This is a genomic window from Flagellimonas aquimarina, from assembly GCF_003149745.1.
GTDB classification, from domain to species: Bacteria; Bacteroidota; Bacteroidia; order Flavobacteriales; family Flavobacteriaceae; genus Flagellimonas; species Flagellimonas aquimarina.
Map to the genome: position 1 here is coordinate 18669 of NZ_QGEG01000002.1, position 16625 is coordinate 35293.

Genomic DNA, 16625 nt, shown 5'->3' on the forward strand with positions numbered 1-16625 from the left:
AACAAATACTTTCTAAAAGAGTCTTATTTAGAAGATTAGCTTCAATTTTCAATCAAAAACTATTAATTCACACTTATGAAAACAACATTCAATTTTAAAACGGCCTGTGGTATTGCCTTGTTTTTACTATTGGGGACTACCTCACATGCCCAAGAAAAAACTGTTCCTGGAAATCCAAGTTTGGTGAGCTCAGATGACGAATTGATTTCCCTGGCATCTTTAGATGAAGGAGATTATAGATACACAGTGGAAGACTACTTTGCAAACCCAAAGGCTTTTACTTTTAGGTTTTCACCCGATGGGAAATACTTGTCATACAGAGAAAGTAATGAAGAAGGTAAAAGGCATATCTACGTAAAAAACCTTGAGACCAATGAAATAAAAAGAGCGATTGAGGAAAAAGATGAACTTGTTAGAATTTATGGATGGGTAAATAATGAAAGATTGTTCTATTCCATGGATAAAGGTGGTGATGAAAATTACCATATTTACGCAGTGGACTTAGACGGTGGAAATCAAAAAGATCTTACTCCTTTTGATGGAGTAAGGGCTCAGTTCACAGAACTGCTCAAAGAAGATAAGGACCATATTATTGTGACCTTGAACAAAAACAATCCACAAGTTTTTGAGCCTTACAAAGTAAACCTTAATACAGGGCAATTAACACAACTGTACTCTAACGAAGATGCGGCGAACCCAATTGCTGGTTATAATTTTGATAAAGATGGTAACCTTAAAGCGTTTGCCAAAATACGTGATGGTGTTGAGCAAGACATCTATTATGAAGATGGAAATGGAGGTTATAGGGTCATAAAAAAACTAAACTGGAAAGATTCCTTCAATATTCTTGATTTTAACTACACCTCGGACAACCCTCATGATGCCTATGTCATCTCCAATTTAAACAGTGATAAGGCAGAGATCGTGCTGTACGATTTAATGGCAGATAAGGTGATTGAACAGGTCTTCATCAATGATCAGTATGATGTTCAGAATATGGGGCTTTCAAGAAAAAGAAATTATGAAATAGATTATTTCTCTTATGAAGGGGAGAAGAGCATTGTTGTGCCTATTAGCGATGCTTATAAAAAATTGGACAATAAAATTAAGGAAGAACTTCCAGGGAAACAATACAGTGTTTTGGATAGCACGGACGATGAGAACCTCTATATGGTTTATGTAGATAGTGATCGTTTGTACGGAGTGTACTATGCGTACAATGTTCAGAAAAATGAACTTATGGAGCTTTACAATACCATGCCTCAGCTTAAGGAGGAAGATATGTCAGAAATGCGACCTATTACCTTTAAAAGTAGAGACGGCATAACATTGCATGGGTATATTACCTTGCCAAAAGCAGCGTTGGCAGGAGAAAAAGTCCCGGTGATCGTAAATCCTCATGGAGGCCCGCAAGGAATACGTGATTCATGGGGCTTTAATTCAGAGGCGCAATTGTTTGCCAGTCGAGGGTATGCAACACTCCAGGTAAACTTTAGAATCTCTGGGGGCTATGGAAGAGAATTTTTGGAATCTGGATTTAAACAGATTGGTAGAAAGGCCATGGATGATGTAGAGGATGGTCTACAGTATGTTATTGACCAAGGTTGGGTAGATGCAGATAAGGCTGCAATATATGGAGGAAGTCATGGCGGATATGCTGTTTTGAGAGGTTTGACCAAAACACCCGATTTATATGCTTGCGGAGTGGATTATGTAGGAGTTTCCAATCTTTTCACTTTTATGAAGACCATACCCCCTTATTGGAAACCTTATTTAAAGATTATCAAGGAAATCTGGTATGATGAGGATGTGGCAGAAGAGAAAGCAATTATGGAAGAAGTCTCACCCGTCTATCAAATAGATAAAATCAAAAAACCATTGTTTGTAGTGCAAGGTGCCAATGACCCAAGAGTAAATATAGATGAGTCTGATCAGATTGTAAGCGCGCTAAGGGGGAAAGGTTACGATGTGCCCTACATGGTCAAATATGACGAAGGACATGGATTTGGTAAAGAAGAAAACAGAATTCAACTTTATAAGGCCATGATGGGGTTTTATTCCAAGCATTTAGGAAAGCAAGAAATACCAACACCTTTAAAAGACTAGATATAATATTTGTATTTGAGGTAAAAAGGAGCTTAAAAAGCTCCTTTTTTTATGGTCTAAAACTTAAAATACCGTTCACGCTTTCAATTTTACCACTGGTCATAATCCACTTCTTTCCAACAGACTTGTTGGGTATTTTAGCTGTGTAAACAATTACAATCCAAGAACATGATAGCGTTAGCAAAATTAATTATCACTTTATTAGTCAACATTTTTATCTAATCAACCAATAGGTTTAATCTTTAATATACAACAATGAAAAAATTAGACACTTCACAAAAGATAGTACTGATTTCAGGAATAATAGGATCGGTTATTGGGATTTATGGAAAGTTCGCAGGTTGGGAATATGACGATTATTTCATATTCTTTTACACAGGGGTATCACTTACATGGGTTGCTTTTCTGAAAACGGACAGAAGGTGCCTCAAAATCTTCAAAAAGCAAAGCCAGGCATAAGTTGTTAAAGTACGTCTAATGGCAAACTTTTGATAATGAAAGGAAATAAAAAAATTTCAGAGTTAATTGCTGCAATGTGTTTCATGATCCTTGGTTACGTGCAACTATATCGTCCTAATGGTTTTTTTGATGCAATACCTCATTTCATGATTGCTCTTGGACTGGTTTATGCCTTATTTGATAGTTCTCAGGTTTATGGTGTAAATATGATTAGTAAAACAGCTAAGAAAATGGTTTTAGGCCCATATGCAAAGAGAACTTCCAAGTATAACTCTTTTAAAACCACAATGCTCACCGTACTTTTTGTTACAATTTTATTGACCCTTGGTTTTGGTATGGGCAGTGCGGCCCATCACTTTTTTAGATAGACAGCAAAATTGCAAAGAACTATATTTGAAACATTATTGATTGCTAAAAATGAAATTGACCAATAAAAAAAGTAAATACACTTTTTGGATACTTCAAATTCTAGGATGGGGGTTTATCAATATGCTTTCCCTTTTTGTTCTTAAGAAGATAAGTGCGGAACTGATAATTTATTCAATTATAGTTGGAATGTTTATTGGTATTTCAACTACCTCAATACTCCGCTGGTATCTCAAAAGAAATATTCAGTTTGATGCCTTTGGCTTTAAGGAATTCCTAAAAATCATGGTGTCCTTTCTTGTAACTGCAATACTGTTTGGAGCAATGAATTACGGTTTTGGGTATATCTACGCAAAATATGGCCCTGAATTAACTGATGTTGAAATACAGATGTTCAATAATTACGATAAAATTTGGATTCAAGTGTTGAATTCACTTTTTATAGTTGGAGCGTGGACCACTACGTATCTGGTGGTAAAACTTCTCTTAAAGCTGAACAAAGATAGAATTGAACGTCTGGAACTCAACACCAATCTTAAACAAGCACAGCTTAACACCTTGAAAGGTCAAATTAATCCGCACTTTATGTTCAATAGCCTCAATAATATAAGAGGCTTAATGTTGGAAGATGTAGATAAGTCCAGAGAAATGCTTACAAAATTATCTGAGATTCTGAGATATTCCCTTACTAAGAATAACATAAATGCCATAACAGTGCAGGAAGAATTGGAGATGGTGCGCAATTACATAGATCTTTCAAAAATCCAATTGGAAGATCGATTGGAATTTGTTGAAGAAATAGATGATGATACGCTAACATTAAATATTCCGCCCATGGTTGTACAACTATTAGTGGAAAATGCTACAAAACACGGAATTTCAAACTTAAAACAGGGGGGAAGAATTGTTTTGAGCATAAAACGAGAGGGAGAACTATTGGTAATTCAAGTAAGAAACACTGGAAAACTTCAAATAGGCAAAAATACGACCCAGCTGGGGCTAAAAAACATTCGACAAAGACTAAAATTACTATATGCGGACAAAGCTTCATTTAGTTTGAAAGAAGTATCGAGCGAAGTTGTGGCGCATATAAAAATTCCTCTAGCATGAAGATTAAAGCTGTAATTGTTGAGGATTCTAGATTAGCTCGAAACGAATTAAAGGAGCTTATCAAAAAACATGAAGAAATCGAGCTCATTGGGGAAGCGGAAAATGTAGATAAAGGATTTGAGCTCATACAAAAAGAAAACCCCGACTTACTTTTTTTAGATATAAATATGCCAGAAAAAGATGGTTTTGAACTCCTTGAAATGTTAGATGAGGTGCCAATGACCGTTTTTACCACCGCTTTTGATGAATATGCCATTAAGTCTTTTGAGTATAATGCATTGGATTATTTACTAAAGCCAATAAACGAAAAGCGTTTTACAATGGCCCTGGAAAAAGTAAAGGCGCAATTGAGCAGTAATACTGAAGAGACCGAAGCTACACAGAGGCTAACAGAAAACAGTCAAATATTTATTAAAGATGGGGAATCTTGTTGGTTGGTAAAAGTTGGAAGTATTTCTCATTTTGAAATTGTGGGGAACTATACGCGTGTATTTTTTGAAGAGAAAAAGCCACTATTATACAAGTCCCTTAATCAAGTGGAGGAAAAACTGCCCTTACAATCTTTTTTTAGGGCAAATAGACAACAAATTGTTAACACCAATTTTATAGAAAACGTAGTGCCATGGTTTAATGGCAAACTAAAGCTTAAAATGAAAAATGGTGAGGAAATTGAGGTGTCTAGAAGACAGTCGTATATTTTTAAAGACAAGATGAGCTTATAATCAAAAAACGAGCATTATTTAAAAAGCCCTCCTATTTATAAGAGGGCTTTTTTGTTTGAGTTTAAGCTCGTAGGATATCTTTATACCTATCCTTGTAGCCTAGAAGGACAACTATATTTAAAATAATCAATGCCAATGCCCCGCCAATATCAGCAGGTGCTAAAGTGGCATGAAACAAAACGGCGTTTACAGATACACTCATTAGAATAAGTGCCATTAGAGCGCCATATTTGTTTAGTATAAATGCTAGTCCCGCCAATATCTCTATAACACCAACAATTTTTAAGGTGTGGGTTGAAGACAGTGCACCAAAATAGTTCATTGCCGCTTCGGGCATTTCTCCAAATGGGATAAAACCAAAGAATTTGTTTAAGCCAAATACTAGGACAAATAGCCCAAGAAGAATACGTGCGACTAGAAAAACTTTTGAATTCATGTGAGTTAATTTATTGGTTAAGCAATAAAATTAACCAAAAATTACGAATTCAATAATTTATTAGGTAAACTGCTTAGTTTTTTAAAATGTTTTGGTTCAAAAAGATTTTAGTAGCCCACCGTCAATAGGAATATTGGTACCCGTAATATAGGCTGACTGTTGAGACGCTAGGAAAGCCACTAAAAAACCATATTCCTCTGGTCTTCCAATACGTTTCATGGGCACTTGCGCTTCCATGCTCAAACGAACCTCTCCAGGTGTTATTCCCATTTTTTCTGCTTTGGTGACATTAAGTTGCGCAATTCTGTCCGTATCAAAGTAACCAGTAAGAACATTGTTTACGGTAATTCCATCTTTGGCAACATCAAAAGCGAGACTTTTTGCCCAGGTTACCACTGCCGCTCTTATAGAATTGGATAGTGCCAAATAATTAAGAGGCTCTTTAACGGAAATGGAAGCTACATTTATGATTCTGCCCCATTTCTTTTTCTGCATGCCTTTGAGTGCAAGCTCGGTTGTTAAAACAACGGACTTAAAAAGAAAATCGAACGCCTTTTGATAGTCCTCCACTTTTTTTTCCAATGCACCTCCTGCTTGGGGACCTTGGGTATTGTTCACTAAAATATCAATGGTATTTTGTTCAAAAAACGTGGTAATGGCTTTTTTAAAAGCCTCAAAGTTTGAAAAGTCAACAACCAAATATTGATGCTTTTGCCCTTGATCTAATGAAAGTTCCGAAACAATGGCTTTCATATTGGTTTCGTTTCTTGCCATGAGAGTTACATTGGCCCCGCTGCTGGCCAATTGCCTTGCAATAGCTTCACCAATACCTTTACTGCTGCCGCCAACCAATGCATTTTTACCTAATAAGGATATATTCATAACTATTTGTATTCTTCTCTCGCGGGGCTAAAAACATCCATCAATTTGCAAGGGGTCAAAGCTTTTCCGCCATGCGGTACATTAGAAGGGATTACTACTACATCCCCCGAATGATAGACGTCCGTTTTTCCACCAACAGTAAATTCAAAATCACCTGCTAAAACATGCATAATTTGCTCATGCACATGATTGTGTTGAGGTACTTTGGCGTCTTTTTCAACATCCCAAAAAACCCAGGTCATGGTTTCTCCGTGAACCATTTTTCCATGATAGCCCGGCATGATTTCTTTGGATTGAATTTCTGATAAGTTCATTACATCTAATTTTGGTCTAAGATAAAGATTAATAAGATCAAAGGTTTGTTTGTATTGGCTATGTCAATGTCTATTTTTGACTTTTAAACTGTTTAAATGAAAATCCATTTTATAGCAATTGGTGGTAGTGCTATGCATAATCTTGCCTTGGCATTGGAACATAAAGGGTATGAGATTACCGGAAGCGATGATGTTATCTTTGAACCTTCTAAAGGCCGTTTAAAGGAAAAAGGTTTGTTACCAGAAGAGTTTGGCTGGTATCCAGAGAAAATTCACGATCAATTGGATGCTGTAATTTTAGGAATGCATGCCAAACCAGATAATCCTGAGCTGCTAAAAGCCCAAGATCTTGGAGTTAAAATTTATTCATATCCCGAGTTTTTATATGAGCAATCCAAATACAAAACAAGGGTTGTTATTGGGGGAAGCCACGGTAAGACAACTATTACTTCAATGATTTTGCATGTTCTGCATTATCATGACATTGCAGTTGACTATATGGTAGGTGCACAGTTAGAAGGATTTAACCGAATGGTTCATCTTACTGAAGAAAATGATTTTATAGTATTGGAAGGTGATGAATATTTGTCATCCCCAATAGATAGAAGGCCAAAATTTCACCTTTACAAACCAAATATAGCCCTGTTGAGCGGCATTGCTTGGGACCATATCAATGTATTTCCCACTTTTGAAAACTATGTGGAGCAGTTCAAGATTTTTGTTGATAGCATTGTTCGTGGGGGTAGTATTACCTATAATAAAGAGGATTTGGAAGTGAAAAAAGTAGTGGAGGCAACGGAAAATTCAATTCGTAAGTTTCCATATAAAACACCAAATTATAGGGTAGAGGATGGGGAAACATTGCTAGATACACCTGAGGGTGATATGCCAATTGCTGTTTTTGGAAAGCACAATTTGAACAATCTGGCTGGAGCAAAATGGATATGCCAGAACATGGGGGTAGATGAGGATGATTTTTATGAGGCAATAGCTTCTTTCAAAGGAGCTTCCAAGCGGATGGAAAAAATTGCAGAGGGTCCCGGGAAAGTAGCCTTCAAGGATTTTGCACACTCTCCCAGTAAAGTAAAAGCTACTACTCTGGCGGTAAAAGAACAATATGCTCAAAGAAAATTGATTGCCTGTCTTGAACTGCACACCTATAGCAGTCTCAATGCGGAATTCTTAAAAGAATATGATGGAGCTTTAGATGCAGCGGATGAAGCCGTGGTCTTCTATTCACCAGATGCGGTAAAGATCAAGCAATTGGAGGAAGTAACGGCAAATCAAATTGCTGAGGCCCTGAACAGGGACGATGTGCAGATTTTTACCGATTCCAATGTTTTTCAAGAGTATCTTTTTGCCCAAAATTTTGATGATACCTCTCTTTTACTGATGAGTTCTGGCAACTATGGAGGATTGGATTTTGATAGGGTAAGAGCCATTTTCCAACAATAGGGCTGTTTATAAAGCAATTTTGTCAGCACATATAGGTGTGGAACAATAATTGTCATAAAATCTGGGTGAAGCAACAACAACATTTTTCTATTAAAAGGGTATATAGCAAACTTCAACGTTTTGCTTCCATAGTGTTGGTTTCATTTATGCTGGGAATCTCCAATGTTATCTTAGAGGAGGACAGAATGATCAATGATTCCTATAACAAAGTTGAATTGCAAGAAATCCAAGACGAAGATGAAAACCTCTAATACAGCTGATTTTATTTCCTAACTATTTCCAATAATTATTGGCTTTTGCAATGGTTGCAAATTCCATGGCAACCGTTTGACCAATAGCAATTAGCATTGAAGCATCATTGGCATATACTGGGCGTAATTTTTCTCTGGTTTTAGCATCTGGCTGGGTAATTTTTATGGTTAATCTAGCAATCTTAACCGCTAGTGCCCTTCCATCTTCGGGTGAATTCGTTTTTAATGAGTTACCGGGAATTAATTGAAATTGTTCTGACATGTTTTTATAATTTGGGCATAAAACTATTGGTAATGCAACATAAAAACAGTGACATATGCTACTTTACAGCACTTTTATTTTTCGCCCTATCTGTTGCACTTCTTGATTGTTGCTTAGTTTTTTCATGACACGGGTTATGACTTCTCTGGAGGTACCCAGATTATCAGCAATTTCTTGATGGGAAATATTTAGAAGATTGGACTGTTCTATTTCTGCTTTGGTTTTTAAATAGTCTATCAGTCTACCTTCAAGATTGTAACAAATAACCTGTTTTGTGGTATGCAATAGGTCTTTGTAATGTTTTTGATAATCATTTAGCACTATACCAGCAAAAGATGGATACTTTTTTAACCATAAACGAACTCTTTCCAAAGGAAGGAGCATTAAAGTACTTTTCACCTCTGTTATAGCTGAAAATTCTACAGGTTCACTGTTGAAGGTATGTGCAAAACTGTAAATACAGGACGCCCCTGATGAAATGTAGTACAATAGAAACTGTACCGCATCTTCTGTACTGTATACCCTTATGCTTCCGTTCAGCACAATGGGCAATGATCGTATAAACTCTCCCTCTTTTACCACGTATTCTTTAGGTTCAAAATTTTTAACAGTGGAATAGCGCTCTATTTCTGAAACGAGTTCTTTTTCAAGGTTTGGAAAACAGTCAACCAAAAAAGATGCTTTCATATTGATTCTTAATTCAGGCTAGTATTGGTATTCTTTTTTTCTAGAGCAATAATTACAAATGAAAAGAGTATTTCAATTGTTCCTCCTACGAGTCCAAATAAATAGAAGGATGAATTAAAAAAGAAACCAAGAACTCCCGATAGGGCTAGTATTGACCCCAAAACCCAGTAAAGTCGCATTCCATAAATTGATGAAAATAGCAAATACCGTCCGCCTATAATGAGCATCATTATTGGAAAAAACCAATTTGGACGAATGTACATTACGGAATAGGCAATAAACAATCCAATGAACAGTAAAAAGGTGCTTTCCAACGCGAAAGTTGATAATGGATTTCCTTTTTTATGTTGTCCGGAGCGTTTTAAAAGCTTTGACAACAAAATCCCTAAAGGGTGTATAAACATTCCTCCGATAAAGAATACCAAAACACCTATATGTTCTGTGTTAGAGATGGAGACAATACCAGACGTAAGCCAAACAACTCCTGATGCCAAAACACCCGGGCCGCCTCCAAAGTAGGAGGCACGCATATCTTCCTGTGCTTCTGTAAAGTTCATTCTTAATTGGTTTTAATGGAACTGGTAAAAGAATTATTGTTTTGGCAGATTGCCGGTCTCATCTAAAATACCCTCCATTTTTAAATGTGTGATTATAGGTTCTTTAGACATTCTTACTAAAGTAACATGGTCAAAAGATAGGGAATCCCCCTTGTGTTGACCGCCTCCGGTGGTGCCTAAAATAGTATAATCCCTACCCTTTCTTTTGCGATGGGAGAAGGAATGAAAATGCCCATTGATTACAGTGTACGGTCGGTTAGTCATTAATGCTTCAAGACTACCCAGTCCTTTTTCATCTTCTCTCATCCAAAGTGGCTTGTGCATGAGCACAAAAGTCCATTTTACATTTGGGTATTTTTCCAAAACTGTTTTAAAGTAGTCAAACTGATTGTTGCTCATTCCACCGATTCTGCGCTCGGCCATGTCAAAATATTCGGATTCTTCGTAAACACCTTCAATTTCACCGTTTATAATCTTAATTGCTTCTGCTCTGGCATGATAAATTTCTAACATCCTTTTTTCTTCATAGTCTTCCGAATCCATCATTAAGAACAACACATCATCATATAAAAAATGGTAATAGCGGGGACCAAATCTATTTTTCCAAAATTCCCTCATTTTAGGATTTGTCAAATCATGATTTCCACCCAAATAAAAGAAGGGCATGTTTAATTTTGAAGTTCTCTCATCAAAGGAATCCCATTCCTTTGCCAATTGCAAAGAATCTTCTGTGCCACCATCAATCAAGTCTCCCACACTAAGCACAAAAGTTGGGTCTAGTCTATTTAATTGAGAAACTGCTGTACTGTAGACGCCTTCACGCTCACCTCCATTTAAATCGGAAATTATGGCAAAAGTGAAATCGTCTTCAGTGGCTTCAAAATTTTCGGAAGTCCAAGGTTTTGGTTCGCTTGCTACATCGGAAACAAAAAGGACTTCTTTTTTCTCTGTCGCTGTTGATTTTTCTTTGCATGCAGAAATAAGGAGGAGTAGAACCAATAGGTTCGAAAATCTAAACTTTAAGATATTCTTTGAATTATAATTCATGGTTTTTAGATTTTAAAACAATGTAAAACATCAAAATATATTTTGAAAATGATCATCTCAATTTTTTCTCTTTACTGTACAAACGAAAATAGAACCAAGCAGCCATACCGCCTACCAATGAAAATGCGGCAAGCATCCAAAAGACATGTTGATGTCCTTCCACCCCCGGAGAACTGTCAAGCAAATAACCCATAGCAGGGCCAGCAAAAATATCTGGAGTATACCCTATGATGGAAATAAGACCAACAGCAGTTCCGGTAAGTACTAAAGGTATTTCACCTCTTTCCATTACGGCAAAATAAAGAGAACGTGCGGCATAAACCCCTGCTGCCACAATTAGTATAGATATAAAAAACAGAGCTGTTGTCGACACAGAAATAATTCCTGTTGCAAATAATAGGGCGCCAAAAAATGAGAGTATAAAACTCACCACCAACCAATATGTGGTTCTTGAGCGATCGGCCAGAATTCCAATGACAACTCCTATTACAGGGCGTATAAACAGCAGGAACGTGCCAACTTGTGCGGATTTTACCTGATCATAAAGCATAACATCCTGTGCGTATAGTGAAAACACATCTGTAATTTTGTAACCTACATAAGCGCAAAGAATAATAACCATTAGCAGTAAGACTGAAGGAAGCTTGAGTACTTCTTTGATTTGGGAAGCAGATATTTTCTCCAAAATAATGGCTTGTTCTGCGTTATGGCCCATTTTCATGAAGAACCAGACAAGAAACCCTACCAGGACTGCAATTGCTGCCGAGACCAAAATTACATACCTAAAGGCATCCCTGCTCTCTGAGACTGAAGCCTCAGCAATTATAGAAGTAATGAACAAGGAGAAAATTAGAACGCCCATGGCACCGAACAATGCACCTACCAAACCACGCCCCCCATCTAAAAACCCAAAAGCTTTGCCTTGTGCGTTTGATCCTCCCCAAACCCTTGTGGCCTTGATCATTGGGGCCCAGAACAAAAAAATGGTGGTAAAACCCCAATAGCCATAGAGAATTTTTAAAACGGTATAACTGGGGAAAGTGGAGTAGACCAATCCTCCTAAAGCTGTCATCCAAAGTGCTACGGCAATTAATTTCCTTGGAGGATATTTATCGGCCAAAGGCCCACCTACAAGATATGATGCCAAAGCTACAATACCATAAACAGAAAAACACAGGCCGAGCTGTACGTTGTCCAACCCAAATACATCAAGTACGGTGGGTCTAAATACGCGGGAAAGTACAAATGGAAGTATAAAAACGGTCTCACCAGCTAAAATAAGTAGAAGGAGGTAATACCATGGAGCTTTCTTTTGTTGCATGCAGCTTAGGCTAAAAAACTATCTGTTGGTTGCTAATGCTTAAAGATAAGGTTTCAAGATTAGTTAAAAATATTTGGGAGGCTTGCCCTGTAAATTGGATTGTAAAATGTTTTGATTTTTAATTGTCAATATACTTTTCATTCCAGGTTTTGTCAGGGTCATGATTTCTTAGATCAATTTGAAAGTCAGCTGCCGCTTTAAGATTCATCAAAACAGATACCCAACCGGAATATACTTCTAAAAACTCATCTTCAGGGACACCTTCATTGGTTAGGGTTAAATCTGTTCCATTGTTTTTGGAAGGTTCTAGGCTAAACATGACTTTAGAATTGAAATAATCCAGGCAAAACACCCTGTTTGTATTGGACTCCAGGATTTTACCTTCATAAGATTCGCGATTTGGAAAAGAAAAGAGGATGATTCCATCTATCTCTGGGGCTTTTTCAGCCCAAAATTTTTCCCGTCCACTTGCTGTGGAAAGAAAACCAAAAACTACTTCGGGAGAAGATTTTAAATGTATTTTCCAGAAGACACTTTTCATAAATAGCTGTACTCAGAATTTATTTTGTTTTCGTTGTTTTTTGACTTCTCTGATCATTTTTCCTAGGTTCTTGTCCTTTTTTTTCTTCTCAGCAACACTGGATTCAAAAAAGGCTCTTTCTTTTTCCATTTTTTGAAAATTAGCATAGGAATCTTCATCAATCTCTCCACTTTCAACGGCGTCAAGTATGGCACAACCATCCTCATTCGAGTGTGTGCAGTTGTTAAATTTACAGCGCTGCGCCAATTCAATGATTTCATCAAATGTAATTTCAAGTCCTGCGGAAGTATTGGTAATGCCAATTTCTCTCATTCCAGGATTGTCTATTAGGATTCCACCTTTCTCCAAAACAATTAATTCTCTATGTGTAGTAACATGTTTTCCTCTGTCAATACGTTCGCTTATAGACCGGGTATCCATAAGTTCTTTTCCTGTAAGTTGGTTTAAGAGTGTTGATTTGCCTACGCCGGAGGAACCTAGCAAACAGTAAGTCTTTCCTTTTTGGATAATCGCTTTTACTTCATCTAATCCGACAAGAGACTGATTGCTAATTGCAAAAACCGGAACTTCTTTGATTCGTGCTTTTATTTCATCAAGAAACGAACTTAAGGTTTGTTCGCTTATTAAGTCAATTTTACTTAAAACAATAATGGGGGTTACTTTGGCAGTATTGCAAATGGTTAAATACCGTTGTAAACGATTAATGCTAAAATCTCTGTTTACAGATTGAACAATTAAACCATAATCAATATTTGTTGCAATTATTTGAATCTCTGCAGATTTGCCAACGGCCTGCCGCTCTAATATGGAGTGTCTTGGGTAAACCGCATGTATGAGCGCTTTATTCTCGTCGTATTCAGAGATAGCCACCCAATCGCCAACAGCTGGCAAATCGTACCTGCTTTCTGCAGTAAATCTAAGATTACCAATTAGTTCGGCATCTAGTTCTCCGGCCTCCGTTTTAACGACATATCTGTCTTTGTGTTCCAATATAACACGACCCACATCAAAGGAATTGATGTTATGTTCTTTTGCATATTCTTCTAAGGCAATGGTATATCCTAAATCTTGCAACGTCATTTTAATAATTATAGGTAACTGAGTTATTAGTTTTCTTGTGCGATGAGTTTTACAAAGTTGTCCAGATTCTTCAAGTCTTCTTTTGTTTTAAGATATTGGTCCGTTCTTTTATCTCCCATATCTTGAATTCGATAATCTGGCAAGTACGTATTGAAATTTAAAAATACAAAAGTGTCCACAATACGTTCTTTCAATGCATGGGGAATTTTATATTTAGTAATAATCGAATCTTCAATGCCAATATGAGTTATTTCATGAATAATGGTGTTGGCCGGATTATCATAATTTCTAAACCCGCCTAAGGGGTTAGTCAAAATCAATAATGATCCCTCATCTGGATTATAACTTCCTCCTGGCCCATACATGGTGAGGTTCACCTTATATGTTTTGAATGTTTTGAAATTCCAGTTGAAGTTTGATTGATTTATTTCATCAATCATTTTGTTGATCAGTTCAAGTTGGTTTTCTATTTTTTGATACCCTTTTTGGTAGTCAGTTTTATCATAGACGCTATCTTGAACAAACACTTTTAATCTTTCGTAATCTTCATTTGTAAGTTCTCCTGATTTGGATTTAACCTTTAAATCATCTATTAACGAACCCTCCGGAAGATTAACTTGATAGTTTTTCTCCTCAAAGAATTTAATGTCCTGTATTGTTCTCCAAATATACTCTGACTCTGAATCTGCAGCAGGAATATTGACCACAATGCTGTTTTGGCTCATTGCATAGATCGAAATTAGAAAGGCTAAGAATGTTAATATGCCAATTTTAGGTCTCATTTTTTACCCTTGTTAAAGTTTAATGCGCTTAGCTGAGAACAAGTAATTGCTCATTACTGTGGTCGTGGCCTCTACTGCGTTAACCCTTTCGCGATTATTGAAATACCTCGCTTATTTGAACAACTGGCTGAATATTGGTATAGTTGGGGATGTCGCCAACAATTTTTTCCGCATTGGGTCCAAAAGAATTTTGATAGTCTGAAAGTTTATCAAAGTACAAATATCCAATGGCCAAATATGGAATCGGTTCTTCTGGTGCCCGGCCGGCTATTCCCTTGTCAATGGAGAGCAGTTTTAATGAATCGCCCAACAAATTTGCAACCATTGGCATATGCTTATTGGAATAGTAGTCCATGTCGAATGTTTTCCCTTCACTGTTCGGATATAGTATCGTCACTTTGATTATACCCTTCTTAATTTTTGAAGAATCTGCTGACGCACTATGCTGGCAGCTGGCAAGAATTGTAACGACAGCAAGCACTAAGAGGGTGATTTTGGTTTTCATTTTGTTGAAATTTAATAATGTTAAAAGATGATGTTTTTTAATGGCAAAGGCATAACAATTACAAAACTGTACTGGGCAGTGATTCTTATGACCGCTTATTGATTACTGAAAATACATTATTTATGATAAATGGGAGTGATCTGGCATGCCTTATGGATTGAATGACCGCAGATATTTTTCCTGAAATGTTTGTGTGTGCTTAGCAATTTGTGAATTTAAGTTAACAAAAGAAGGAAGACGTAGAAATTAAATAGGATGTTCAGAACCGCTGATAAACATTGTTAACTAATGGGTTGTTGTGCACAGGACCTTATTCTCAAATATATTAGCACATAGTGGGCTTATTTGTTGATTGTGTTTGATGAAGCTTTAGGGGCGACAGATTGGAAGATCGATTCTTCATTGATGGATGTAATACTCCCTAAACTATCAATTTGTTCAGAGGCTTTTTCTATAATTTCCTCATAAAGCTTTAAAATATCCGGATCAAATTCAGGAGTGTCTTCTGCCGTGATTTTAAAAATCTGCATTTGATTCAAGAAGTTATTTATTACATGATGAGACGAAGAAAGCATGGCTTTATATATTGAAAGTTTTTCTTGATTGATTTTATTTTGTTTTTGTCTTTTAAGCAAGTCAAGACACGTAAACACCAAGAAAACAAAAAGTGGAATGATGAACTCGTCGATCTCATATCTTTCCATAAGACTCAAAAAGTCCACAACACTTTCAAATATGTCTAAATTATTAATAGTGGATAGTAGTAGGATTACAATTGATATTATTAATCCCGTTAATGAAAGACTATAATTTTTTACAAACTTAAAACCGTTCATACAACCAAATATATAAGTATTCCTATTTTAATCAAGTCATTCTTTTTTTTGCCAAGGCCCTATCCTAGGTGTGCATTGATATAAAAGTATGGATTCTGTTTTTTTGAGCTTAGTTGCTTTAACTATTTAGGTACGGTTCAATAAAAATTTTACAATTACATGGTTAGGAAAAACAAATTAGGTGTGTATTACTTCAATTTCAGTTTTAATTGAGTCGTGAATTATCCCTCTTTTAAATATTTTATGATTATCCCCAGTTGTCCTAAATGATAAATATCGTGATGGAGCATTCCGTAAATTACAAAACTGTATTTATAATTGCCCTTAAAATCTGTATCATAATATTCTTCATTCAGAAACTCATCATCTTTTAATTGTAATAAATCAATCAATTTGGTCAGAGTTTTGTAATATTCAGATTTGATATGTTGCCAACCCATTAATTCCAATTTGTCATTAGTCAACCAGTTTTCCTCGCAATCATCCGTTTTGCTCCCCTCACCTGTCTGAATTTTCAAGATCGTCTCTTTTCTCCACAAAGTTAAATGAGAAATTATTTCTGCAATGCTGTGCAAACCTATAATAGGTCTTTTAAAAACCATGCTTTCATCTACTTGATTTAGTTTACTGGTAAATGTGCTACCTATCCATAATTTTCCATTTTGGACTTCTTCATATTGTTGAATAATATTTTGGATCAAAGATCTCATTCTAATATATGCTTCCACTGCGGATAAGAACAGTGCAGATTTGTTTGCAAGTATTTCAAAGGAAAATCAGAGCAAACGAAATTGCAAGCTTCTTGGATTACGTATCTAATTTAAGATTATTTTTAAACCCTGTTGCAGATGGTTCTGTTCCGTAGTATAGCACTCGCCTATACTTTCTAGATATCTTTAGGTTCCT

Annotated in this window: 21 protein-coding genes; 7 read left to right on the forward strand and 14 right to left on the reverse strand. The window is 36.3% G+C overall.

Annotated elements, in window-relative coordinates:
• The first annotated feature begins 75 nt into the window (after positions 1–75).
• The 5 genes from DKG77_RS06740 to DKG77_RS06760 all read left to right on the forward strand — a co-directional run bounded on the left by DKG77_RS06740 (position 76) and on the right by DKG77_RS06760 (position 4763).
• Complete coding sequence (locus DKG77_RS06740) at positions 76–2106, forward strand: S9 family peptidase (RefSeq protein ID WP_109661532.1); 2031 nt, start codon at positions 76–78, stop codon at positions 2104–2106.
• Between the two features lie 255 nt (positions 2107–2361).
• A complete protein-coding gene (locus DKG77_RS06745) occupies positions 2362–2565 on the forward strand; it encodes a hypothetical protein (protein WP_109661534.1) in 204 nt (67 codons plus the stop codon).
• A 35-nt stretch (positions 2566–2600) separates the two neighbouring features.
• Positions 2601–2933, forward strand: a complete 333-nt coding sequence (locus DKG77_RS06750; RefSeq protein WP_109661536.1) for a hypothetical protein — start codon at positions 2601–2603, stop codon at positions 2931–2933.
• Between the two features lie 49 nt (positions 2934–2982).
• Entirely contained in the window at positions 2983–4041 is a 1059-nt protein-coding gene (locus DKG77_RS06755; protein ID WP_109661538.1) for a sensor histidine kinase, read from the forward strand.
• Entirely contained in the window at positions 4038–4763 is a 726-nt protein-coding gene (locus tag DKG77_RS06760; RefSeq protein ID WP_109661540.1) for a LytR/AlgR family response regulator transcription factor, read from the forward strand. Before DKG77_RS06755 ends, DKG77_RS06760 begins: the two co-directional genes overlap by 4 nt.
• 61 nt (positions 4764–4824) lie before the next feature.
• On the opposite strand, the gene DKG77_RS06765 is transcribed toward DKG77_RS06760, so the two are convergent.
• From DKG77_RS06765 to DKG77_RS06775, 3 genes are all read right to left on the reverse strand, one after another.
• Positions 4825–5199 (reverse strand): DoxX family membrane protein, encoded by a 375-nt coding sequence (locus DKG77_RS06765; RefSeq protein WP_109661542.1) that lies wholly within the window; start codon positions 5197–5199, stop codon positions 4825–4827.
• A gap of 96 nt (positions 5200–5295) precedes the next feature.
• A complete protein-coding gene (locus tag DKG77_RS06770) occupies positions 5296–6081 on the reverse strand; it encodes an SDR family oxidoreductase (RefSeq protein ID WP_109661543.1) in 786 nt (261 codons plus the stop codon).
• Positions 6082–6083: 2 nt separating this feature from the next.
• The gene (locus DKG77_RS06775; RefSeq protein ID WP_109661545.1) at positions 6084–6395 is read right to left on the reverse strand and encodes a cupin domain-containing protein; all 312 of its coding nucleotides are present in this window, start codon (positions 6393–6395) and stop codon (positions 6084–6086) included.
• A gap of 96 nt (positions 6396–6491) precedes the next feature.
• Between DKG77_RS06775 and DKG77_RS06780 the strand changes: the two genes are divergently transcribed.
• On the forward strand, positions 6492–7850 hold the full coding sequence (locus tag DKG77_RS06780) for a UDP-N-acetylmuramate--L-alanine ligase (RefSeq protein ID WP_109661547.1): 1359 nt from the start codon (positions 6492–6494) through the stop codon (positions 7848–7850).
• Positions 7851–7915: 65 nt separating this feature from the next.
• Positions 7916–8101 carry a hypothetical protein gene (locus DKG77_RS06785; RefSeq protein ID WP_133248426.1) on the forward strand — a complete coding sequence of 62 codons (186 nt, stop codon included), beginning with the start codon at positions 7916–7918 and terminating at the stop codon, positions 8099–8101.
• Between the two features lie 22 nt (positions 8102–8123).
• On the opposite strand, the gene DKG77_RS06790 is transcribed toward DKG77_RS06785, so the two are convergent.
• The 11 genes from DKG77_RS06790 to DKG77_RS06840 all read right to left on the reverse strand — a co-directional run bounded on the left by DKG77_RS06790 (position 8124) and on the right by DKG77_RS06840 (position 16429).
• Positions 8124–8363: a hexameric tyrosine-coordinated heme protein gene (locus DKG77_RS06790; protein WP_109661550.1), complete on the reverse strand. Its 240-nt coding sequence runs from the start codon at positions 8361–8363 to the stop codon at positions 8124–8126.
• Between the two features lie 63 nt (positions 8364–8426).
• Positions 8427–9050, reverse strand: coding sequence for a Crp/Fnr family transcriptional regulator (locus DKG77_RS06795; RefSeq protein WP_109661552.1), 624 nt, complete (start codon positions 9048–9050; stop codon positions 8427–8429).
• Positions 9051–9058: 8 nt separating this feature from the next.
• On the reverse strand, positions 9059–9607 hold the full coding sequence (locus tag DKG77_RS06800; RefSeq protein WP_109661554.1) for a DUF7010 family protein: 549 nt from the start codon (positions 9605–9607) through the stop codon (positions 9059–9061).
• Between the two features lie 33 nt (positions 9608–9640).
• A complete protein-coding gene (locus DKG77_RS06805; protein ID WP_109661556.1) occupies positions 9641–10654 on the reverse strand; it encodes a metallophosphoesterase family protein in 1014 nt (337 codons plus the stop codon).
• Positions 10655–10706: 52 nt separating this feature from the next.
• Complete coding sequence (locus DKG77_RS06810) at positions 10707–11975, reverse strand: MFS transporter (protein WP_109661558.1); 1269 nt, start codon at positions 11973–11975, stop codon at positions 10707–10709.
• Between the two features lie 118 nt (positions 11976–12093).
• Entirely contained in the window at positions 12094–12516 is a 423-nt protein-coding gene (locus DKG77_RS06815; RefSeq protein ID WP_109661560.1) for an SRPBCC domain-containing protein, read from the reverse strand.
• A gap of 12 nt (positions 12517–12528) precedes the next feature.
• A complete protein-coding gene (gene rsgA / locus DKG77_RS06820) occupies positions 12529–13596 on the reverse strand; it encodes a ribosome small subunit-dependent GTPase A (RefSeq protein WP_109661562.1) in 1068 nt (355 codons plus the stop codon).
• Between the two features lie 26 nt (positions 13597–13622).
• A complete protein-coding gene (locus DKG77_RS06825) occupies positions 13623–14378 on the reverse strand; it encodes a hypothetical protein (protein ID WP_207785444.1) in 756 nt (251 codons plus the stop codon).
• A gap of 94 nt (positions 14379–14472) precedes the next feature.
• Positions 14473–14883 carry an EthD family reductase gene (locus tag DKG77_RS06830; RefSeq protein ID WP_109661564.1) on the reverse strand — a complete coding sequence of 137 codons (411 nt, stop codon included), beginning with the start codon at positions 14881–14883 and terminating at the stop codon, positions 14473–14475.
• 341 nt (positions 14884–15224) lie between these two features.
• Entirely contained in the window at positions 15225–15719 is a 495-nt protein-coding gene (locus tag DKG77_RS06835; RefSeq protein ID WP_109661565.1) for a hypothetical protein, read from the reverse strand.
• A 221-nt stretch (positions 15720–15940) separates the two neighbouring features.
• A complete protein-coding gene (locus DKG77_RS06840) occupies positions 15941–16429 on the reverse strand; it encodes a DinB family protein (protein WP_109661567.1) in 489 nt (162 codons plus the stop codon).
• Positions 16430–16625: the final 196 nt, after the last annotated feature.